Origin of the sequence: Leucothrix mucor DSM 2157, assembly GCF_000419525.1 — a bacterium.
In the GTDB taxonomy this organism is placed as follows: domain Bacteria; phylum Pseudomonadota; class Gammaproteobacteria; order Thiotrichales; family Thiotrichaceae; genus Leucothrix; species Leucothrix mucor.
In genome coordinates this window covers 3,536,036-3,558,398 of the sequence record NZ_ATTE01000001.1, presented here as the reverse complement: position 1 = coordinate 3,558,398, position 22,363 = coordinate 3,536,036, and the positions used below count along the sequence as shown (strand labels likewise).

The 22,363-nt window shown below is 49.9% G+C and carries 17 protein-coding genes; 14 read left to right on the top strand and 3 right to left on the bottom strand.

The window, feature by feature from the left end; translation table 11 throughout:
• Positions 1-134: 134 nt before the first annotated feature.
• The 3 genes from LEUMU_RS0116265 to LEUMU_RS29320 are packed head-to-tail and all read left to right on the top strand — an operon-like array spanning position 135 to position 3,932.
• Positions 135-1,376 carry a thiamine pyrophosphate-dependent enzyme gene (locus tag LEUMU_RS0116265; protein ID WP_022953357.1) on the top strand — a complete coding sequence of 414 codons (1,242 nt, stop codon included), beginning with the start codon at positions 135-137 and terminating at the stop codon, positions 1,374-1,376.
• Positions 1,369-2,388 (top strand): alpha-ketoacid dehydrogenase subunit beta, encoded by a 1,020-nt coding sequence (locus tag LEUMU_RS0116260; RefSeq protein WP_022953356.1) that lies wholly within the window; start codon positions 1,369-1,371, stop codon positions 2,386-2,388. Before LEUMU_RS0116265 ends, LEUMU_RS0116260 begins: the two co-directional genes overlap by 8 nt.
• Positions 2,385-3,932 (top strand): dihydrolipoamide acetyltransferase family protein, encoded by a 1,548-nt coding sequence (locus LEUMU_RS29320; protein WP_022953355.1) that lies wholly within the window; start codon positions 2,385-2,387, stop codon positions 3,930-3,932. The genes LEUMU_RS0116260 and LEUMU_RS29320 overlap by 4 nt, the downstream gene beginning before the upstream one ends.
• A 19-nt stretch (positions 3,933-3,951) precedes the next feature.
• Here the strand turns inward: LEUMU_RS29320 and LEUMU_RS26490 are convergent, their stop codons facing one another.
• Both LEUMU_RS26490 and LEUMU_RS0116245 read right to left on the bottom strand, forming a co-directional pair.
• Positions 3,952-4,620: a GntR family transcriptional regulator gene (locus LEUMU_RS26490; protein ID WP_157474371.1), complete on the bottom strand. Its 669-nt coding sequence runs from the start codon at positions 4,618-4,620 to the stop codon at positions 3,952-3,954.
• 3 nt (positions 4,621-4,623) lie between these two features.
• Positions 4,624-5,556: an aminotransferase class IV gene (locus LEUMU_RS0116245; RefSeq protein WP_022953353.1), complete on the bottom strand. Its 933-nt coding sequence runs from the start codon at positions 5,554-5,556 to the stop codon at positions 4,624-4,626.
• A gap of 131 nt (positions 5,557-5,687) precedes the next feature.
• Between LEUMU_RS0116245 and LEUMU_RS0116240 the strand changes: the two genes are divergently transcribed.
• From LEUMU_RS0116240 to LEUMU_RS0116230, 3 genes are all read left to right on the top strand, one after another.
• Positions 5,688-6,095 (top strand): GFA family protein, encoded by a 408-nt coding sequence (locus LEUMU_RS0116240; RefSeq protein ID WP_022953352.1) that lies wholly within the window; start codon positions 5,688-5,690, stop codon positions 6,093-6,095.
• Positions 6,079-7,671 carry an FAD-dependent monooxygenase gene (locus LEUMU_RS26485; protein ID WP_022953351.1) on the top strand — a complete coding sequence of 531 codons (1,593 nt, stop codon included), beginning with the start codon at positions 6,079-6,081 and terminating at the stop codon, positions 7,669-7,671. The genes LEUMU_RS0116240 and LEUMU_RS26485 overlap by 17 nt, the downstream gene beginning before the upstream one ends.
• A 200-nt stretch (positions 7,672-7,871) precedes the next feature.
• Entirely contained in the window at positions 7,872-9,638 is a 1,767-nt protein-coding gene (locus LEUMU_RS0116230) for an SLC13 family permease (RefSeq protein ID WP_022953350.1), read from the top strand.
• 12 nt (positions 9,639-9,650) lie between these two features.
• Here LEUMU_RS0116230 and LEUMU_RS0116225 read toward each other — a convergent pair whose 3' ends face one another.
• Positions 9,651-10,364 carry an NUDIX hydrolase gene (locus tag LEUMU_RS0116225; protein WP_022953349.1) on the bottom strand — a complete coding sequence of 238 codons (714 nt, stop codon included), beginning with the start codon at positions 10,362-10,364 and terminating at the stop codon, positions 9,651-9,653.
• A gap of 155 nt (positions 10,365-10,519) precedes the next feature.
• On the opposite strand from LEUMU_RS0116225, the gene LEUMU_RS0116220 reads away from it, so the two are divergent.
• The 8 genes from LEUMU_RS0116220 (at position 10,520) to LEUMU_RS0116185 (ending at position 22,358) form a co-directional block, all read left to right on the top strand.
• Complete coding sequence (locus LEUMU_RS0116220) at positions 10,520-11,539, top strand: SPFH domain-containing protein (RefSeq protein WP_022953348.1); 1,020 nt, start codon at positions 10,520-10,522, stop codon at positions 11,537-11,539.
• Positions 11,539-12,459, top strand: a complete 921-nt coding sequence (locus tag LEUMU_RS0116215; protein WP_022953347.1) for a diacylglycerol kinase catalytic domain-containing protein — start codon at positions 11,539-11,541, stop codon at positions 12,457-12,459. Before LEUMU_RS0116220 ends, LEUMU_RS0116215 begins: the two co-directional genes overlap by 1 nt.
• Positions 12,460-12,636: 177 nt before the next feature.
• Positions 12,637-13,668 (top strand): TRAP transporter substrate-binding protein DctP, encoded by a 1,032-nt coding sequence (gene dctP, locus LEUMU_RS0116210; protein WP_022953346.1) that lies wholly within the window; start codon positions 12,637-12,639, stop codon positions 13,666-13,668.
• Entirely contained in the window at positions 13,665-14,123 is a 459-nt protein-coding gene (locus LEUMU_RS28195) for a TRAP transporter small permease (protein WP_022953345.1), read from the top strand. Before dctP ends, LEUMU_RS28195 begins: the two co-directional genes overlap by 4 nt.
• The gene (locus LEUMU_RS0116200) at positions 14,120-15,418 is read left to right on the top strand and encodes a TRAP transporter large permease (RefSeq protein ID WP_022953344.1); all 1,299 of its coding nucleotides are present in this window, start codon (positions 14,120-14,122) and stop codon (positions 15,416-15,418) included. The genes LEUMU_RS28195 and LEUMU_RS0116200 overlap by 4 nt, the downstream gene beginning before the upstream one ends.
• A 141-nt stretch (positions 15,419-15,559) precedes the next feature.
• Positions 15,560-17,245 (top strand): sulfatase-like hydrolase/transferase, encoded by a 1,686-nt coding sequence (locus tag LEUMU_RS0116195; RefSeq protein ID WP_022953343.1) that lies wholly within the window; start codon positions 15,560-15,562, stop codon positions 17,243-17,245.
• 88 nt (positions 17,246-17,333) lie between these two features.
• A complete protein-coding gene (locus tag LEUMU_RS0116190; RefSeq protein ID WP_022953342.1) occupies positions 17,334-17,897 on the top strand; it encodes a PhnA domain-containing protein in 564 nt (187 codons plus the stop codon).
• Positions 17,898-17,975: 78 nt separating this feature from the next.
• A complete protein-coding gene (locus LEUMU_RS0116185) occupies positions 17,976-22,358 on the top strand; it encodes a TIR domain-containing protein (RefSeq protein ID WP_022953341.1) in 4,383 nt (1,460 codons plus the stop codon).
• Positions 22,359-22,363 lie beyond the last annotated feature (5 nt).

The following is a 22,363-nucleotide window of genomic DNA, read 5'->3' as shown; positions in this document are numbered from 1 at the left end:
CAAAGATTTGAAATTAGCAGAAAACTCGAAAAGTACCAATCGAATGTCGGCATTTTGGTGAATAACGCTGGCAAAAACTGGCTATTATTTTCCTATAAACACGAATTGTGTGACTTCATCTGAGGAGAGAAGTGATGTCTGATTACAAACCCCTACGACTTAGGGTGCCAGAGCCTACTAGCCGTCCCGGTGATGCACCGGATTTTTCGGGCTACCACTTCCCTGTGGCGGGGAGTGTTGAAAAGCCACCGATCGACGTGGATTTCAATGATATTGTCGACCACGCGATGACCACCATTCGGGTGATGAACCAGGAAGGTGAGGCCGTTGGTCCTTGGGCTGAAGATATCGATGATGCCATTTTGTTGCAAGGCCTGAAAGCGATGATGAAAACCCGCGCGTTTGATGAGCGGATGATGGCATTGCAGCGCCAAGGCAAAACCTCCTTCTATATGAAGTGTACTGGTGAAGAGGCGATTGCGGTGGGACATCAACTGGCATTGCGCCAAGGTGATATGAACTTCCCGACCTATCGCCAGCAAGGCTTGTTGATTGCACAGGATTATCCTTTGGAGTCGATGGTTGATCAGATTCTCTCTAATTCGCGTGACCCGTTGAAAGGCCGCCAGCTACCTGTGCTGTATTCTGCTAAGGATTATGGCTTTTTCACTATTTCCGGCAACTTAGGCACGCAATACATTCAAGCGGTGGGCTGGGCAATGGCTTCAGCTATTAAAGGCGATACCCGCATTGCCTCGGCTTGGATTGGGGATGGCGCAACTGCCTCTAATGATTTCCATGCTGCATTAGTGAATGCTGCGGTGTATCAACCGCCCGTTATTCTAAATATTGTCAACAATCAGTGGGCGATTTCTACCTTCTCAGGTTTTGCCGGTGCAGGGCGAGATACAACCTTTGCTGAGCGTGCGCATGGTTATGGCATCGCGGCATTGCGGGTTGATGGCAATGATTTCCCTGCCGTGTATTCAGTATCGCGTTGGGCTGCGGAGCGTGCACGTCGAGGCTTTGGTCCGACCTTAATTGAGTGGGTCACTTATCGGGTTGCGCCACACTCCACGGCGGATGATCCATCTCGCTACCGCCCTAAAGAAGAGTCCAGCGCTTGGCCGATGGGCGACCCTATCCTGCGTTTGAAAAATCACCTGATTCAACGTGAGTTGTGGGATGAAGAACAGCATCAGGAGTTAGAGCATGACTTGGTGATGGAAGTGCGCGAAGTGGCAAAAGCCTCAGAGAAGTTCGGTATTTTAGGTGAAAACACTAAGCCGCGCGATATGTTCGAAGATGTGTACGAAGAGATTCCCGAGTATTTAATGAAGCAGATGCGTGAGTGTGAGGAGTTATCCAATGGCTGATATGAGTATGATTGACGCACTGCGCGACGCGATGGATGTTTGCCTTGGCAAAGATGACGACGTCGTGGTGTTTGGTGAAGACGTGGGCTATTTCGGTGGCGTGTTTCGCTGCACTGCAGGCTTGCAACAAAAGTATGGCTCGCAGCGTGTATTCGATAGCCCAATCAATGAAAGTGGGATAGTCGGGGTTGGTGTTGGGATGGCAGCTTATGGCTTGCGTCCTTGCGTTGAGGTGCAGTTCGCGGATTATATTTATCCGGCCTATGACCAGATTGTGTCGGAAGCTGCGCGTTTGCGGAGCCGTTCGGCGGGTGATTTTACCTCACCCATTACCATTCGCACGCCAAGCGGCGGTGGTATTTTTGGTGGGCAAACGCACAGCCAAAGCCCGGAGTCATTATTTACTCATGTATCCGGTTTGATCACCATGATCCCAAGCAATCCCTACGATGCTAAGGGCATGTTGATTGCCGCGATTGAGGATAATGATCCGGTGGTGTTTTTTGAGCCGAAGCGTTTATACAACGGCCCGTTTGATGGTCATCATGATCGTCCGGCGCAGAGCTGGAAAGGGCATCCATTAGGCGATGTGCCGGAAGGGCACTACACCGTTCCGATTGGTAAGGCGCGCATTACGCGTAGCGGCGAAGCGGTAACAATCGTGACTTACGGAACCATGGTGTATGTGGCTCTAGCTGCAGCGGAAGAGGCAGGAATTGGTGCCGAAGTCATTGATCTACGCACGCTAATTCCGCTGGATATTGAAACGATTACCGAGTCAGTTAAGAAAACGGGCCGCTGCCTGATATTGCATGAAGCGACACTGACCTCTGGTTTTGGTGGTGAGTTATTGGCGCAGATTCAGGAGCAATGTTTTTATCATCTTGAAGTGCCGATTAAACGGGTAGCTGGCTGGGATACGCCATACCCACATGCGCAAGAATGGGATTATTTCCCAAGCCCGAAACGGGTGGCTAAAGCACTGAAAACGCTGACGGAGGAAACGGTATGAGTGTCGTAAAAATTAAAATGCCGGATCTCGGCGAAGGCATGACGGAATGTGAAATCGTCGAGTGGAATGTGAAAGTCGGCGATGTAGTTAAAGAAGATGATGTGCTAGCTGGCGTAATGACCGATAAAGCCGTGGTGGAAATTCCATCGCCGGTGGATGGGGTGATTAGCGAGCTCAGTGGTGAGGTGGGTGAATTGATTCCGGTAGGCACGGTGATTGTCGTGCTGGACGTGGCGGATGAAGCGGTGTTGGCTGGGGCTGAAGTGTCAGTTGCGGCAGCGCCAATTGCTGAGGAAGCGCCAAAGCCTGTGAATAATACGGCGGCTCCGGTTGCAGCTACGCCAGCGCCGGTTAAAACTGCTCCTGCTCCTGCTCCTGCTCCTGCTCCTGCTCCTGCTCCTGCTCCTGCTCCTGCGGCAACCGTGCAAGCAAGCGCTGACGATAAGCGGGAAGTGTTTAATCCGCAGGGGAATGATGTCGTTCAAACTGCTAACTCTGGAAGCGCTCATCCACTAGCTGCACCAGCTGTTCGCCAGCGGGCTAAAACGATGGGAATTGCTTTGGAGAGTGTGGCGGGTAGTGGGCCAGATGGTCGGGTACTGCATCAGGATCTTGATCAGTTATTACAGGCTGGCGCGGCTTCATCGCAAAGTGCTGGAGTAAGTGGCAATGCAAATTCAGTAGCACAAACGTCAACGGTGCCTGCAGCAACAACTTCAGCAGCCACTGCATCAGCAAATACCGCAGCAACGGCCAATGCGCCTGCATCAAGTAAGAACGCTAGCGCGGCATCAGCTGGTAATTCAGCAGCAAGTAATCGTGCCGCCAGCAGTGCCGGTGAGTGCAGTATAACGCCTATCATCGGCCTACGCCGTAAAATCGGCGAGCGCATGCAAGATGCTAAACAGCGTATTCCACATATCACTTATGTAGAAGCGGTGGATGTCACTGAGTTGGAGGCATTACGTAATCATCTGAATAGCCAAAAGCGCGATGATCAGCCCAAGCTATCCGTGCTGCCGTTGCTAACCCGCGCCATTGCTTTGGCTGTACGCGAGTTTCCGGTCATGAATTCGCATTACGATGATGTGGCGGGTGAGTTACGCCAATATGCTTCCATGCAATTGGGTATCGCGACGCAAACTGATCGTGGCTTATTAGTGCCGGTATTACGCGAAGCACAGAGCTTAGATATTTGGGAAGTGGCTACCGGCATTCAACGGCTGGCAACACTAGGTCGTCAAGGCACCTTAGCGCGCGATGAGCTAAGTGGCTCCACCATCACCATTTCCAGCCTGGGTAAATTGGGTGGATTGGTTTCAACGCCAGTGATTAACAGCCCTGAAGTCTGCATTATCGGGGTGAATAAAATCCAGATGCAACCGGTCTATCAAGATGGTGGCTTTGTGCCACGGCAGATTATGAACCTGTCATCCTCATTCGACCATCGCATTGTGGATGGCTGGGAGGCGGCGCAGTTTATTCAGTGTCTGCGTGAGCATCTGGAGCATCCGGCGACACTGTTTATGGGTGACGATTTGTAACTGCTCAAAGCGTGAGCCTTTACTCTATAGACGCCAATGTGGTGGCCAGACCTTGTCGCATATGGGAGCTTAAGTACTCCGTCATGGCATTGAGATCATCCCCGCAAGCGAGACGCACATATTCATCATGTGCGTCTCGGCTTGGGCCTTTTCTGTTGTGCGCCTGTTGGTGCAGCGTGAAATAAAGCTGTAAATTTGGCTTCATCCGCTCCCATGCTTGCATCAGCAATTTGTGACCAGCGAGTTCAAAGCACCAGCTGTGGAGCGTCAGCTCTTGCTCAATATTCAGGAGTGGTGCTTCGTCTGAGTCGATGGTGCGAACTAACTCCGCATTACGACGCCGCAAATCCTCGCAGGCGGCCTCAGTACGCTTATCCCAACACTGTTCAAAGGCTAACTTTTCCAGTGCGGTACGTAAGGAGTAAATCTCTTCCAGATCATCCCGAGTGACTGTTTTTACAAACAAGCCCTTGTAAGGCAGGCTTACCAATAAGCCAATATCAACCAGTTCGCGAATAGCTTCGCGAAGCGGTGCACGGCTGATATTGAGGGCAGTGGCCAGCTTTGTCTCGGTCAGTCTCTGGCCGGGCGCTAGATCACCACTCACAATAAGTGCCCTGAGCTTGGTTACGACGCGTTGTCGAAGCGTCGCATCCGTCATCGGTTCTATCTTAGATTCACCTAACAAAATTTATCCTTCGATATGGGCTTTAATCAGTGCTTTATACAGGCTTTGTAAGCGCTGTGTAATAGGGCCAGCACCGTTATGTTCGCCAATTTTCTTACCATCAATTTCAGCCACTGGAGTTTGGGCGCCAAAGGTGCCGGTTAAAAAGGCCTCATCGGCACCATACGCTTCGTATAATGAATAGTTTTTCTCAAAAACGGGAATATCATTATCACGACACAGGTCAATGACCTTCTGGCGAGTGACGCCATTCATGCAATAGTCGCCAGTCGATGTCCAGACCGCACCACGACGTACAATGAAGAAGTTACAGGCATTGGTCGTATTCACAAAGCCATGCGGATCAAGCATTAAGGCTTCATCGGCACCGGCTTGTTGCGCCTGTAGGCAACCAATAATGCAGTTGAGTTTAGAGTGAGAATTATACTTTGCATCCTGCGTCATTGGCAGGCCGCGGATTTGTGGCACAGTCGCTAAGCGGATACCGGCTTTATGCAAACTTTCAGCAGGCTTTGAGTGCTCGATAATAATGACAATAGTAGAGCCTGAGCGCGAGAGGTTAGGGTGCTGGAAAGGCTTATCTTTTATGCCACGCGTTACCATCAGGCGACAATGCGCATCATCAGTCATGCCGTTAGCTGCGGCGGTTTTATTTAAAGCATCGAGAATACCTTGCTTATCCATGCCGATATCAATGGAAACGGCTTTGCAGCTGTTAAACAAGCGATCCATGTGCTCATCAAAAAATGCCCAAGTTCCGTTGTATAGGCGCATGCCTTCCCACATTCCGTCGCCTAGCATAAAGCCGCTATCATAAACCGAGACCTTGGCATCTGAGCGATGCACAATGTCGCCATTGACGTAAATCTTAATGTCTTGGTTGCGTTGATCTGCTTCCGCATCGTGTGTGGAGTGGGAGATTGTCGTGTTGTTCATAAAATTCTCAGTCAGGGGTTTGTTTCATTCTCATAGGATAGCCGGCAAATAGTCAATGGCTAATCATTGCTCTGTAATCACCTAAGCGCTTGTGATATAAAAAATTCTCATACTTACGAGGAATCACACTTATGTCAGACAAAATTGCTGGCAGCTGCCTGTGCGGACAGGTCACATTTAAAGTCTGGGGGCCATTTAAAGGTTTCCGCTTATGCCATTGTTCGCGTTGCCAGAAAGCCAGTGGCTCGGCGCATGTTTCGAATATCTTTACTGGCCCCGGTCAGGTGGAATTCCTCACCGGTGCGGAGTTGGTTAAGCGTTATGACCACCTTCCGGCAGAGACCTTTAGCAAGTGCTTCTGCAGCAATTGTGGCTCTGTAGTGCCATACAATAATCGCCCAAGTACGGCATTAATTATTCCCGCTGGCAGCTTGGATGAAGACCCAGGCATCGTTCCCGAAGCCAATATTTTCTGGCCCGATCGTGCTTGTTGGTACGATGCTGCGGTCGGTGCGGAGCATTGTGAAGAGTATCCTTAACACACAGGTTATAATCGTCGGTGCAGGCCCAACGGGCTTGTCACTGGCATTGCAGTTACAGCGTTATGATATTGATTTCGTCATCATTGATCGTAAGGCTGGTGTAACGCCATTTTCCAAAGCCATGGTGTTACAGGCGCGCTCCTTAGAGATTTATGATCAGCTGGGGTTGGCTTGGCCAGCGGTTGCCGATGGTGAAATCTTGCAGAAGGCCAGCATTCTGAATGCCGGTAAAACCATCGGCCAATTGGATTTCTCCGATTTTGGGGGTGAGCTTAGCCCGTTTCCTTATGTGTTGGTTTACGAGCAAAGCAAAAATGAACGACTGCTGTACTCCAAACTGCAGGCTGGTGGCCAAGAGGTATTATGGAACACTGAGCTGGTCGGCCTCTCGCAAGATGAGGATACTGTGAGTGCGGTACTGCAGTCAGAAGATGGCGAGAGCCAAGTCATAGAAGCCAATTATTTAGTGGGTTGTGATGGCGCGGGCAGCCCAACCCGCAACTTCCTAAAGCTACCATTTCTCGGCTCAACCGATCCCCGTCAGTTTTATGTCGCCGATGTAGATATGAGCTTTCAGGCAAGCCCCGCGACGTTTTACGTTAACCTCGGCGCAAATGCCTTTGTGCTGATGTTTCCAATGCATGAGAATCGGCATTGGCGCTTAATTGGTAGCTTACCAGAGACTGCCAAGAGTACCGATCAGCCTCCCAGTTTTGAGCAAATCCAACAGACCGTTAGTGACCTGGTACAGCGCCCGCTGGAGATTCACCGCTTGCGTTGGTACTCCAGTTATAAAGTGCATACCCGTCATGCTGAACCATTTTATAAAGGCCGCTGTTTTCTGGCAGGCGATGCGGCACATGTACACACTCCTGCTGGCGGGCAGGGTATGAATACCGGTATTCAGGATGCCTATAATCTGGCATGGAAGCTGGCATTTGTGTTGCGTGGTGATGCCACTAGCGAGCTGCTGGAAACCTATAATGAAGAGCGCTTAGCCAACGCCAAGCGACTGCTGCAGTCTACCGATCAGTTCTTTGAAGTGGCAGCCAGTAATCGTTGGTATTTCCGTTTCTTGCGGGAAAACATTGTGCCGGTGCTGGCGAATATCATTACGCGCTTTAAAGCCACACGGGAGTTTATCTTTCAGCTGGTCTCTGAGATTGATATTCACTACCAAGGTCATCGCTTAAGTCAGTCGCTTAATTCATCTGAGTTTGAAGTGAAAGCAGGTGATCGCATGCCGTATTTCCTGCTTAATGAAATGAATATTTACTGGCGTCTGAGTTTGCCAAAGTTCCATTTAATGGTGTTTTCAAATAATCCGGAAGCGCATTACGAGCTGCATAATTTGGCAGAGAGAATAACAGAGGGATATGGCCAGCAAATGGATTTGAATATCATCCCGCTAACGCCGGAAGTAACTGAGATTTTTGGCTCTATTGAGCCGTTTAAATTACTGCTTCGCCCCGATAATTACATCGTGCTGATTTCCTCCAATCTGGCGCTGGATGAAGTACAAAACTACTTCGAAAACTGCATTTTCCCACCTACAAAACCAGCCGCAAATTAGTATTAATAATCCGCTCGACAAGACCCTTTTGTTGCAGGATGATAAGCCAATCTCCAGACACATTTGCCCCTAAAAACTGCAAGCCGTTACGGAAGAGCGCACAGCGTTAATGGCTACGGCTGTGAACAAATTGTAGCCGCCACAGCCTCGGGTTTTGGCGGTTTTTTAAACTTCGGGTGTGTATAGAAGGAAATTCAGGCATGACCTTGTCAGGTGTGTTTGTCATTGTATTGGTACTGGTGGTTTTTGGTTTTTTAGCGCTGTCGAAAATTGCAGCGGATTTGATTTTAATGGCCGCCATGGTCGTGCTTATGGTCAGCGGTATTCTGACCCCAAGCGAGGCTTTTGCAGGCTTTGGGAATACCGGTTTAATGACTATCGCCGCCCTGTATGTAGTGGCTGCTGGTTTGCGTGAAACGGGTGCCATTCAATACATTACGCATCGGCTGTTGGGGCAACCTTCCGGTGTGCGGGGCGCGCAGTTGCGTATGTTCTTACCGACGGCGTTACTCAGTGCCTTTCTAAATAATACCACCGTAGTCGCCATGTTAATTCCGGCGATTCAGGAGTGGTGCCAGCGCTTGCGTCTGCCTCCTTCTAAGCTGCTCTTACCGCTAAGCTATACCGCCATTTTGGGTGGAACTTGTACCTTAATCGGCACTAGCACTAATTTGGTGGTCGATGGCTTATTACAAAAAACAGGTCACCCTGGTCTCGGCATGTTTGATGTCACTGGCGTTGGCTTGATTGTGGTGTTAACGGGTGGCTGCTTTCTGCTACTGGCTGGTAATCGCTTATTGCCCGATAGCAAAGGCGTCGCGACCGACTTGGATAAAATTCGCGAATACCATGTCACGATGGTGGTGGATGGCAAGACCTTAAATAACAAAACGTTATCCAGTGCGGGGCTTTCTGCATTAGCGCACGGCTATCTGGTCGAGCTGGAGCGTGATGGCGACATTATGCAAAGCCCCGCCGCTGATTTTGTGTTGCGCACTGGCGATAGCTTGTCATTCATCGGTGCACCGCGTTGCGCCCATGAGCTGCGTAGTATTAACGGGCTCAAGCCGGCCAATGCCGATATTCATAAGTTAAACATTGCGCACTTTCGGCGGCGCTTGGTTGAAGCAGTGATTGGCCCAGAGTTTCCTTTTTTAGGGATGACGGTGCAGGCTTGTGATTTCCTTGGCAACTATCAAGCCGTGGTGTTATCCGTCTCGCGCGGAAATAGCAGTAATCTGCCGAATAAAGGTCTGCATTCGCAACTACAAGTCGGTGATACTTTATTGCTGGAAGCGGGCAAAGAGTTTGCCAATCAGTACCGGTTTCGCAGAGACTTCCTGTTGGTGAGCGCGTTGGAAGACTCCAGTCCGCCGAACTTTACTAAAGCGAAATTGGCTTTGGCAATTATGGCCTTGATGGTATTGATGAGTGCCTTTGAGATCATTCCGATTATTCAGGCTTCGTGGTTAGCCGCTGGGGCGATGTTGCTGACTGGCTGTATGAATGCGGGACTGGCCAGGCGCTCGATTGATTTTACGGTGCTATCGGTGATTGGTGCGTCGTTCGCACTCGGTAAAGCGCTGGAAACTACCGGCGCGGCTAGTGCTGTGGCTGATGGCTTAATGGCCAGCGACCACCTTACGCCCTTACTGGCATTGATTATGGTGTATGCGTTGACTTCGATCTTTACCGAAGTCATTACCAATAACGCCGCTGCGATTCTAATGTTCCCTATTTGCAGCGCACTAGCTGAGCAAATGGGCGTGAGTATGATGCCCTTTGCCATTGCGATTATGTTCGCCGCGTCGGCCAGCTTTATGACACCGATTGGCTATCAAACTAATCTAATGGTGTATGGGCCGGGCGGCTATCGCTTTACGGATTACCTGCGCATTGGAGTGCCGATGAATTTGATCGTGGGCGCGGTGACAATTCCAACCATTTTATTGTTTTGGTCATTTTAACCTGAGGGTGAGTTAACCCTCTAAATTGCGCACAAAGGTGTACTCGCCCGACATTGCTTTCATTTGGTACAAGGAAGCGGGGCGGCCACCTTCATGGCGCTTCTCACCGGCATCAATCAATAATTCCGCTTGCTCAATCCGGCGGCGGAATGATTTCTTTTGCAGCGGCTTGCCAATCAATACTTCATGTAAATGTTGCAGCTCCGGCAGCGTGAATTTCTCCGGTAAGGCATAAGCCGGCACTATCGAGTACAACGCCTTTTGCCGGAGCCGCTCCAGCGCTTGCTCCACAATCTGCGCATGATCAAAGGCTAATGTCATCTCAGGCAAGGCATCTACCGCCACCCATTTAGCATCCGACACACTACTAATGCGTGCTTCGCAGTCCTGATGTGCGATCAGCGCGGTATAGGCCACAGTTACCGACCAACCCCGTTTATCGCGCGAGGCATTGCCAATGGTTTTTAGCTGTTCAATATAGGGTGGTACTACATCCGTTTTTTCTTTCAGATTACGCCGTACCGTGTCTTCAAGGGTTTGATCCTGCTGAAGATTTACAAAGCCACCGGGTAAGCCCCACAAGCCTTGGTCGGGATGATTGGAGCGCAGTACCAATAGTACTTTCAGTACTGCTTCGTGATACGTGAATAACACTGAGTCCACGCTAATCAGTGGGGCATCAAAGGCGTGTTGGTCGTAATTATCCAGAAATTCCTGCTCGCTCATGGTTGATCCGCTCGTAAAGGTTTTGCACATCCTAACCAGCTGTTCGGGAGATTTCAATTTAATTGTGTCCTTACGACACTTTGTGCTTGACAGGATAGGGTCTATACGACACTATTATTTCACAAGTGACAAATAGACACTAAAGGAGCAATGTCATGTTTGGTATTCCATATTTCAAAGCAGATTCATCCACTTTCGTTTTTAAAACCGTTAAAGGGCGGGTACGCCAAAAGGGCAAAGGCTTAAGCTTTTTCTACAATGCAGCCACCACCTCAATCGCCACTGTGCCGGTTAATGCACAGGAAGCGCCGTTTATATTCAATTTGCAGTCGGCTGACTTTCAGACGATTCAGGTGCAAGGGCAAATCAGCTATCGGATTATTGATCCTGAGCGCACCGCTGAAATGTTGAATTTCACCTTGAAAGCGGATGGTAAAAGCTATGTCTCAGAAGATCCCTTGACCTTGAGTGATCGGGTGATTCGTTCGGTGCAAACCATTATTCAAAACAAAGTGCAGGCTTCCAGCTTGCGCCAAGCCTTGAAGTTGGGGCAGACCTTGGTGCAGATCATCAAGACTGAGTTGTATGAGCAAACTGCCTTATCTGACTTGGGTGTGAGCATTTTGGATACCTCGATTACCGCGATTTCACCGACTAAAGATACCTCGCGAGCTTTGGAGGCAGAGGTGCGGGAGTCGATTTTAAAAGAGTCCGACGATGCCATTTATGCGCGTCGTAAATCGGCAGTCGAGCAAGAGTTGACTATTAAAGAAGCGGAGTTACAAACCGCTTTAACCGTGCAAACCAAAGAACAGGAAATTGCCGAGTCGCGGATGCAGAATGAGCGCACTTTATTACGGGCTAAAGCTGAAACTGCCCGTGAGCGTTTGGAGGGTGAAATTGCCGCCGAGCAGCAGCGCAAAGGTTTGGTGGTGTTGAGCGTGGAAAACCGCAAGCAAGAGGCCGATGCCGAAGCCTATGCCACCACTCAGCAGATGAAAGCATTCCGCGAGTTGCCGGTTGAAAACTTAAAAGCATTAGCCTTGGCCAATATGCAGCCGGAGCAATTAATGGCCGTGGCCTTCGAGGCCTTAGCGCAAAACGCAGCCAAGATCGGTGAGTTAAATATCTCGCCCGATATGTTCTCACAAATGATGAAAAAGGCGGCCCGCTAATGAGTGATCAACCGTTTCGATTTGTGGTGGTGAGCCGTAAAACCCGCTTGCAGGAGTTGGTGGAGCGCTTTAACACCTGGCCGCAAGCGCGCTTTTATCTGGAGCACAATCACGCCGATGGGCAGGATTATTTCGATGAGAATGCCCGTTATCAGCAGTGTTTGCAGGATGCTGAGCAAACCTTAAAAGCACTGGGGCGCTTTCAGTTATTGGAGCGTGGCTTTTTGCCCAATTATCAATTTAGTCCGCAAGATATTGTGGTGGTGATCGGTCAGGATGGGCTGGTTGCCAACACCTTAAAATACCTTGATGGGCAGCCGGTGATTGCCATTAATCCTGATCCGGTACGTTGGGATGGGCGCTTATTGCCTTTTGGAATGCGCGACTTAAAGTCTATCGTCAAGCGCACGATGGCAGGCAAGGGCGACAGCAAAGCCATCACCTTTGCCGAAGCCAAAACCAATGACGGGCAACGCATGCTGGCGGTGAATGATTTATTTATCGGCCCCAAAACGCATACCTCGGCGCGTTATGTCATGCACTGGAATGGCAAGGAGGAAACCCAATCCTCCTCAGGTATTATTGTCTCGACGGGGCTTGGTTCGACCGGTTGGTTGCAGTCGATTTTAGCCGGTGCCGCAGGCGTAGCTGGCTCTATGACAAGTGAGATGAGTCAGGGCTTTGATTGGCAGGCGGAGCGATTACAGTTTGCGGTGCGTGAGCCGTTTCCTAGCCGAACCACCGGGACTAGTTTAGTGTTTGGCTCAATGGAAGCAGGTTCGCCACTGAAGTTGGAGTCCTTAATGCCGGAGGAGGGCGTGGTGTTTTCTGATGGCATTCAAAGTGACTATTTGGCGTTTAATTCGGGCTGTGTATTGTCGGTGGGAATTGCGGAGGCGAAGGGGCGTTTGGTGATTTAAGTATTAGTAATGTGTCCATCTAACATTTGCTTAAAGTAACGGTTTTGTTAAGCTGAAGTGATAACAATGAGTATAAAAAATAAATCACCAGTCTAGTTTAAGTCGGTTAAAAATAGCTCATCGAAAGGCGTATGATGAGACGATTACTAAAGCACATCTAAGGACAGGAGTGAAAGTATGACATTATCAAACCACTTGCCGCGCGCAGTGATTCACAGCGTGTTGAGTGTCGGCGTATTGCTCTCTGCAACCGCCGTGCAAGCTGAAACCTTTATCTTAAATATCTTTCTGCCACCCACGCATTTCACCCGTGCCATTATGCAAGAGTGGGCGACGGATGTTGAAAAAGCTACGCAAGGACGAGTGAGCTTTGAGATTCCCGCAGGCAGTTTAGCGCCACCGGCACAGCAATATAATGCGGTTAAAAATGGCATTACTGATCTGGCCATTACCGCCGATATTTTTATCGAGAAGCAAGCGCCGCTACTTCAGTTTTCCTCATTGCCCTTTATGATTTCCGATGCCGAGCCTGCCTCGATTGCGCATTACCGAACCTACAATAAGTTTCTTGCCGATAAAGGCTACTTTAAAGGTGCGCAGTTCTTATCCAGCTTTCATTTTGGCGGTGGCCATTTGTATTCCTTAGGGGATGAAATCAATAGTAAGGCGGCACTTAAGCAGGCGAAAGTTTGGGCCTTGCCAGGCTCTGCGGCGGTGAATATTAAGGATTTTGGTTTGTCGCCTATCACTAGCCCTGCGGTAAAAGTGGGTGAGCCGGTGGCGCGTGGCGTGGTGGATGTGGTCTACGGGATCTCACCGGGCTCGGTGGTGGATTTCAAAGCCTCGGCCTATGTTAAGCACATTACGCGTTTCCCTAAAGCGACAACCTCGACCAGCTTTTCGCTGTTTATGGGCGATAGAGCCTGGAAGAAAATTTCAAAAGAAGATCAGGCCATTGTTAGAGAGCTTGCTGGCGAAGCCTTGTCGGCCAAGGTTGGAAAAGCGGCGGAGCAAGTTTCAGATGACGCCATGAAAACCATGGCTGAGGCTGGCGTAACGATCAATGAGGCGAATGAAGACTTCTACGCAAGCTTGCAGGAAGCGGCTAAACCGCAGCTGGCAGAGTTTAATAAGCAAGCCAAAAAAGTAGGTTTGGATGGCGCGGAGATTATTGACTATTTTCAACAACAATATGACGCGGTGAAATGAGGCGGTTATACCAACTTGGCCAATGGCTGGCGTTTTTGTTTTTGACACTATTGGTCTTGCTGACGGTTGCCGATGTGGCTTTGCGTTGGGTGTTTAATAAGCCGATTTGGGGCGCTGCGGAAATCGGCGATAGTCTGCTGGCCTTAGTGATCGGTTCTGGCTTTTTCATAGTGAATAATAATCGCGGACATATCACGGTTGATTTGTTTCATGGTGTATTAAAGCGCTGGCTTGGTAAAAAGTATGAAGGCTTTGTGGCGACTTTGGAGTTAATCGGTACTTTGTTATATGCGGGAATCCTTGGGCTATTTGCGTATGAAGCCTTGGAGTCGAATGAAACCACTGTGGTGCTCGACTTGCCGGTTGGCATTGTGTTCTCGGTAGTGTCCTTCTTTATTTTGCTCTCTGCTGTATTAATCGTTAAGCCCTATTTGCAAGGGAGAGACTCCGCGTGACGGTCGCCTTAGTCGGATTTGCCGCGCTACTGTTTTTGACCTTATTTGGCGTACCGCTGGCATTGGCGACGCTGGTCATGGGCTTGCTGGGCTTTGCCTATTACCGTGGAATTGATGCCGCCTCCTATATGGCTGGTCAACAGATTTCGGAGCTGCTCACCAACTCCAGCTTGGTCGTGGTGCCGGTGTTTATTTTGATGGGTGAACTGGTACGCCGCAGTGGCATTACCGATGAGCTCTATGAGTTAGGTAATGCGCTAGTGGGCAAGCGACGGGGTGGCTTGGCCATGTCGACGGTCATTGCCTGCGGAGTATTTTCCACTATGAGTGGTAGCTCAGTAGCAACCGCTGCAACCATGACTCGTGTTGCGATACCGCCTATGCGGCGCTTTGGTTATCACGACTCCTTATCGGCGGGTACAGTTGCCGCTGGAGGCACGCTCGGCATTCTTATACCGCCCAGTTTCCCCATGGTGATTTACTGCATTTTCGCCCAAGAAGATATTGGCAGAATGTGGATAGCGGGTCTGCTGCCAGGCTTGCTGATGATGCTGATGTTTATGCTCGCCATCTATATCCGCGTGAGCTTAAAGCCAGAGCTGATCATCCCCACCGATGAGGCCCCGTATTCCCCAGATAAGGTATTGGCCATACGCCGCACTTCCAGTTTTTTGGTGCTGTTTATTGTAGTACTGGGCGGTATTTATCTGGGGGTATTCACGCCCACCGAAGCCGCCAGCGTGGGTGCCTTTGGTGCGTATTTATTTGCTTTAGCGCGCGGGAAAATGCGCACGCTCAAAGCCTATCGGGAGGTGTTTGGGGCCGCTGCCGGAACCACCGCCTCGGTCATGGCAATCGCCTCCTGCGCTATCGTGTTTAGCCAGTTTGTGAATATCAGCGGCCTGCCGTATGAGCTGCTCGGGATTCTGGAAAACAATGGTATCACGGGCATGCAATTAGTCTTGGCCATCTGTGCGCTGTGTTTACTGCTAGGCATGATCTTTGAGTCGCTGGGAATCTTGGTATTAATTATCCCGATCTTCCTGCCATCGCTACAGGCTCAAGGCATTGATTTGATTTGGTTCGGTGTGTTGGTGGTGATTTTGATTGAGCTAGGATTAGTGTCGCCACCGCTAGGGGTCAATGTCTTTACCGTAAAAGCCGCGCGCAATGATGTGGCGCTCATTGATATCTTCAAAGGCGTGTGGCCATTCATTATCGCAATGATTATGACTGCTGGGCTGATCTTCTATTTTCCTCAGATTGCACTGTTTTTGCCGGATGCTATGCACTGATAAGGCGTAATGTGACCACTATTCGTCTGAATTTTGCTTATTTTATAGGTAATTATATGCTTTAGCATTGAGTTGTACCCATTTAAGCGTATGATCTTAGAGACTTAGGATTGATTCGCATTTAAATGTGCCGGTGCAGATATGTCAGACAAAACCAAAAACATTCTCTTTATTATGTTCGACCAACTGCGCTTTGATTATCTGAGTTGTTACGGCCACCCGCATTTGCATACGCCCAATATCGACCACTTGGCTGATCAGGGTGTGCGCTTTACTAACTGCTATGTCCAGTCGCCCGTGTGTGGCTCCTCGCGAATGAGCTATTACACCGGACGCTATACCTCCAGCCATGGCGCGCATTGGAATGGCTTTCCCTTAAAAGTCGGTGAAATGACCATTGGCGATCACTTGCGTAAACAAGGCATGGACTCCTACCTGATTGGCAAAACGCATATGCGAGCCGATAAAGAAGGCATGGCGCGACTGGGTATTTCAGAAGACAGCATTATCGGTGCGCGCGTCGCAGAGTGTGGCTTTGATGTGTTTGATCGCGATGATGGCCTGTGGGCAGAAGGGCCGGATGGCGCGTACGATGAGCAAAAGTCGAGCTATAACGAATACTTAAAATCTCAGGGCTATGACAGCGACAATCCTTGGCATGACTATGCGAATTCTGGCGTGGACGATAATGGCGACGTGGCCTCCGGCTGGATGATGATGCATGCCGACAAGCCTGCCAATATCCGCGAAGAAGATTCCGAAACGCCGTATATGACCGGGCGCTGCATTGATTTTATCGACCAAATGAATACTGAAGACAGCCCGCCATGGCTGTGTCATTTATCCTATATCAAACCGCATTGGCCTTATATCGTGCCCGCGCCTTATCACGGCATGTACAGCAAAGACGACATTGTGCCACCGAATCGCGCCCCTTCGGAAAAGGATGATCCGCATCCGGTTTACGAACAGTTTATGAACAATGTGATCGGACAGGCATTTCGCCGCGATGAAGTGTTGGAAACCGTAATTCCAGCCTATATGGGCTTGATCAAACAGTGTGATGATCAGCTGGGGCGCTTGTTTGAGCATCTTGAAAGCACTGGCCGCATGGAGGATACAATGATCGTGATTGCCGCCGACCATGGTGATTACATGGGGGATCATTGGCTGGGTGAGAAAGACTTATTTCACACGCCTTCGGTGAAAGTCCCGCTGATTATTTATGACCCTTCCGCTGCAGCCGATAGCACGCGTGGAACGGTGTGTGATGAGTTGGTTGAGAGCATTGATCTGGCCGCGACCTTTTATGAAGTGAGTGGCGGCACGCTAAAAGGTGAAGCTGACCATATTCTGGAAGGGCGCTCGCTACTGCCATTCCTGCATGGCGAACCGGTGGATGAATGGCGCGATTATGCAATTAGTGAATATGACTACTCGGTGACGCCAGCAGCTGTAAAATTAGATGTGGCACCACGTGATTCGCGATTATTTATGGTCGCCGATAAGCGCTGGAAGCTGATGCATGCCGAAGGTGGCTTTAGGCCGATGCTATTTGATCTGGAAAATGACCCGCAAGAGTTGAATGATTTGGGCGCTAGCGAGGAGCCGGAGCATGTGGCCGCTATCGCGCTGATGTATGAGCGATTGGCGCAGTGGGGGCGTCGCTTAAGTCAGCGCACCACCCGTTCTGAGCAGCAAATTCTGAATGCCCGTGGTAAGTCGCGACGCAAGGGCGTGGTGCTTGGTATGTATGATCCGGCGGATGTGGATGCCTCACTGACTGAGAAATTTCGAGGCAAAGTCGAGCAAATTCATGTGCCGTGAACGCTTTTCGTAAGGAAGTTGATGGCGCATGGTGCAGGCTGTAAAAAACCTTTAACATTACCGTTCCTATCAGTTCTTTGGATTTGAAATGTCAGTTGATGCAGCGCTATTAAAACGTGGGAATGCTAAATGCGAGCTTTGCGGTTCGGACGATAATCTGGCGGCTTATGATGTGCCACCGATCACGCTTAAAAGCTTGGATAAATCGGTACTAGTGTGCGCCACCTGCCTGGAGCAAATCGAAAATCCTGAGAAGATGGACTCCAAACATTTACGTTGTTTGAATGACAGCATGTGGTCGCAAATCCCTGCTGTTCAGGTGATGAGTTGGCGCTTGCTTAATCGCATGAGGGGGCAAGGTTGGCCGGATGAGTTATTGGAGATGTTGTACATCGAAGATGACGTGAAAAAGTGGGCCATGGCTGATCTGCGACTCACTGAGGAGCCGACACTGGATATTAATGGCGTGCCATTTGCGGTGGGTGACTCTGCGATTATGACTAAAGATATTTTTATTACCGGAGCCAATGTCACGGCTAAGCGCGGCGCGGTGATTAAGAATATTTCGCTAACGGATAATGCGCGGCAAATTGAAGGGAATTTGAATGGGACGCGGATTGTGCTGGGTGCGCGGACGTTGAAGAAGGCGTAAGCCTCAAACATAGATAACTGGCTGGCTCAGTGAGTTTTCTTGCTATACTGCTGAAAACTCCCACACAATGAGCCGTGTATGCCTACGAAGCCTCGCCATATCTTCCTTTCTCATGCCTCTGCAGATGATGAGTTTGTCGCCTTACTGCGTAAAAAGCTGGAAGACCATGGGCTTGAGGTATGGGTAGACTCTCGTAACTTGCGTGGTGGTAGCAAGCTCAGTCCCGAGATTGAAGAAGCCATTCGTACGGCCCAGCATTTTCTGGTGGTGATTAGCCCAAAAACGATTAATTCCGATTGGGTTTTCGATGAAATTGAAATTGCTGAGCAGGTAGAAAAAGAAAGACCAAACTACCGCGCAATCCCGCTGATGTTACCCGGCATTACACCAAAAGCCTTGAAACGCTATTTCAGCGAAGAGCCAGCGGGTGAGCCGATAGAATTAGAAGTCGGCAAGCTCGACGAACAACTCCCCCATATTCTCGCCGCACTCGGCCAACGCGCACCCGATCACGATTTAGCTACGGCGCAGGAAGTTGCAAATAAACCCATTGCTGAACTGCTGCTGGAACTGACCGAACCCACACTTACTTGCGATGAAAGTGGCAAAGAAATTCTAAGCGCCCGCGCTGAGATCCGTTATATCCCGCCCGACCTCAGTAAAGAACGCGAAGTCAACAGTCGCGCTTTCCGCTTTACCGCGCCCATTGGCCAAAATGAGCAGTATGATATTCGCTGGTATCTGGAGCAATACCTTATTTGGCCCGTCGGTTCATTCCGTGAGCAAGCCGAAACCACTGAAGCAAAGCTGCCAGAATGGGGAAAAGCACTCTACAATGCCACACTTGGGCAAGTTGTCTGCCGCGAGCCAGTCACGGCATGGCAACAAGCACGCGGTGATGTCGAGCGCCGTTTTTCAGTACAAGTCGATAAGCATAACTTCGAGACAGACCAAGATGCCCAGACGAATGCCAATGAAGCCGCCAGTCGCTTGCAAAGCCTGCCGTGGGAGTTGCTACATGACGACGCTTATTTAAGTGATGGCGCGAATCCGGTACGCATTCGCCGTCGTTTGCCGAATTTCAAACATCAACCACCCAGCTCTGCCGAACTCCCCATTCGCATTTTGTTGCTTAGCCCACGTCCTGAAGAAAAAGGGGTGAGCTATATCGACCATCGCGCCAGTGCTTTGCCCTTAGTGCAGGCGGTAGAGACCTTGGGCGATTTGGTGGAGCTGACCGTGCTAAGCCCGCCAACTTTGCCAGCATTGGAAAAAGAATTACACCGAGCGCGCGAAGCCAAGAAGCCCTACCACGTGCTGCACTTCGACGGGCACGGGGTTTACGACCGTCAATTTGGTTTGGGTGCTTTATGCTTTGAACACCCGCAGGATGACACATTACTGGAGGGACGGCGCAGTCAATTAGTCTATGCCAAAGCAAGCCAGAACTCTGCAAGCGCCAATCAAACCAGTGCACCGCCACAAAGCAATTTAGCCAACTTACTCAAAGATTTCCGCATTCCACTAGTGTTTCTGGAAGCCTGCCAAACCGCGCAAACCGAAGCCGATCCAAATGCTTCTGTCGCAGCCAGTTTACTGGATGAAGGCGTCACTTCGGTGGTGGCAATGTCACACAGCGTATTGGTGGAAACCGCGCGCCGTTTTGTCACCGAGTTTTATCAATCATTGGCGCTGGGACAACAAGTGGGTACAGCCATGCTGGCGGGGCAAAAAACGCTCATGCGCGATACGTATCGTCTGCCAATAGCCGGTGCAGGCGATTTACATTTGCAGGATTGGTTTGTGCCGATTTTGTATCAGGAACAACACGACCCACAGTTATTCGCATGGATTCCCTCCGCAACCGCACAAAAAATGCAGGCGCAACAACGACAAACCCGCCTTGGCAGATTGCCCGAGCCACCGCCACACGCGTTTATCGGGCGCAGTCGTGACCTGCTCAAAGCCGAGCGCCTGCTCGAACACCAGCCCTATGTCGTGATTCGCGGTCAGGGTGGTGCGGGTAAAACCACCTTAGCGGTCGAGTTGGCGAACTGGCTGGTGAAAAGTCGCCGCTTTGATCGTTGCGCCTTTGTGAGTGTTGAGGAATACACCCATGACCGCGCAGTGACCGAGGTGCTGCTACAACAATTGGTCAATGCCAATCATAATCTGGCGGTGGAATATGCCGGTGATATTGATCAGGCACTACAAGCGATTCGCCGCACGCTGGAAAATGACCGCACACTGATTGTGGTCGATAATATGGAATCGCTGCTGGCAGACGAAACCAACAAACAAGCGGTGCTAGATGTGCTGGCCAAGCTGCCCGAGGCAAAATTGCTATTCACCACCCGCGAGCCCCTACTCGAGCCTTTCCACCACAAAGCCCGCGAGATTGAACTCGGCGCATTGGAACTCAGCGATGCCAAAGCACTGGTGATGCAGGTTATGAACCAAGAGGGACTGAGCCTGCGCCATGATGACACCGGCAATACGCCACAGGAAGTGAATGATCTGGTGAACTCCGTGGGTTGCCATGCACGGGCGCTGGTGCTGTTGGCTCGGGAGCTGGCTCAACGTGGGGTGACTGCAACGACGGCGAATGTGCGTGAGATTATGCAAGCGCTGGAGCAACGCTATCCGGGGCAACGGGAAAATTCTTTATTTGCCAGTGTTGAGTTGTCGTTGCGGCGGTTATCGCCAGAGGCGCGGGAGCAGATTGTGGGATTGGCGGTGTTTCAGGATGGAGGGAATGCTATCACTCTGCCAAGTGTTATGGGCTCTGATGCTGAGAGGATGACAGAAGTTGTTAACAAGCTTATCGAGGTCGGTCTAGCGCAAGCTATTGGTGATTATGGCTATGTCCGTCTTGACCCGGCCTTGCCTACTTATTTGGGCTTGTTGTTAACATATGAGCAGTGTGCAGAATATGATAAACGCTGGCAGGAGGCGATGGGGGAATTGGTAGAATTTCTTTATCAGCAGCGCCCTAAGGATATGAAGCTGGCAACTCAGCTAACACAATTAGAGTTGCCCAACTTAATGCATTATTTACAGAGGCTTATGGAGGCATGGAATAATGGATCTGTGACAGACTCAGTTGTAGTTGACAAAATTATTAGCGTTGAGCAGTTATTGGAATACCAGAATCAGGCGCAGGAGTTGGCGTGTTTAGTGTCTTGGCGGAATCAGGTAGCTCAAAGTTTTCGAGAGTGGGGTGTTGCTAGGTTTGAGCATGAGCGTATGACAATTGAGCGGCTGCTACAGCGAGAGGATATACAGGGTGCTTATATCGCTTCGCGGGCGCTGTATAAGCAATGTAATCATGAGAGGGACTGGGCATACCCTGGGGCTGATTATGATTTAGCAATGGCAAGCAAGTTACACGGACAGGTGTTAAAAACTGGAGGGGCCTCAGAGGAGGCTTTGCTGTACTTGCAGGAGGCGCGGCAGCGCTTTGAAGCTTTAGGTCAGAGAGGTGAAATGATGGCTATATCTGCTTTGAGCGAAAAAGGAGATTGTTTGCAAGCAATGGGACAATTGAAAGCATCGGAAGTAGTTTACATAGAAGCAAGAGAGTTGGCTGCGGAGTCGGAGAACATGCGCCAGATAGCTATTATTGAAGTTCAGTTAGCTACTTTATGCAGAGCTCAAAGACGTTATGCTGATGCTCTAAAAGGTTTTCAGCAGGCATTGGACTTATTTCATCAGTCAGGAGAGCCTGAAGCAGTGGCAAATATTTTTCATCAAATAGGAATGACTCACAAGGAACTGGGCGACTTTGAGTTGGCTGAACAAGCATATAGACAGTCGATTGTGATGAAAAACCAGCTGGGTAAAAAAGCGGGTGAAGCGGCTAGTTTAGGTGAATTAGGGAACCTTTATGCTTCTTCGGGTAGACAAGAGCAAGCTTTGGGTTTTTACCAACAGGCTGCAGGTATCTATGCTACTTTGGGGAATTTACGGTATGAGGGCGCAGCTCGTACGAATGTCGCAACTATGCTAGTTGCACTCGAACAATATGATGAAGCTCGATTGCAGCTTCTGAGGGCTATTAGGTGCCAGCAGGGACGTGGTAGTGATATTGCGCCATGGATAACTTTTGCAATTTTGCATAATTTGGAACAATTAAGTGGTAACCCTCAATGTGCCTATGAGGCGCGGCAAAAAGCATTGAATTCTTATTTAGTATATCGGCGAGGTGGTGGGGAAAATCATTCAGGTGTCGGACGTTTGGCATTGTCCGCAAGGCAGGCTATCCAGCAGGGCAATACTGCTGGATTGGAGCAGGTGATTTCAAGTGCGATTACCAATTATGCTCAAGAAAATAAAATCTTTCTGCATAAGCTAAGAGCCATTATCAAGGGTGAACGGGATTTGGTATTAGTAGAGGACGAATATTTACGATACGACATGGCTGCGGAGCTAATAATCTTGCTAGAGGCCCTTTCGCAGTAAGCTGA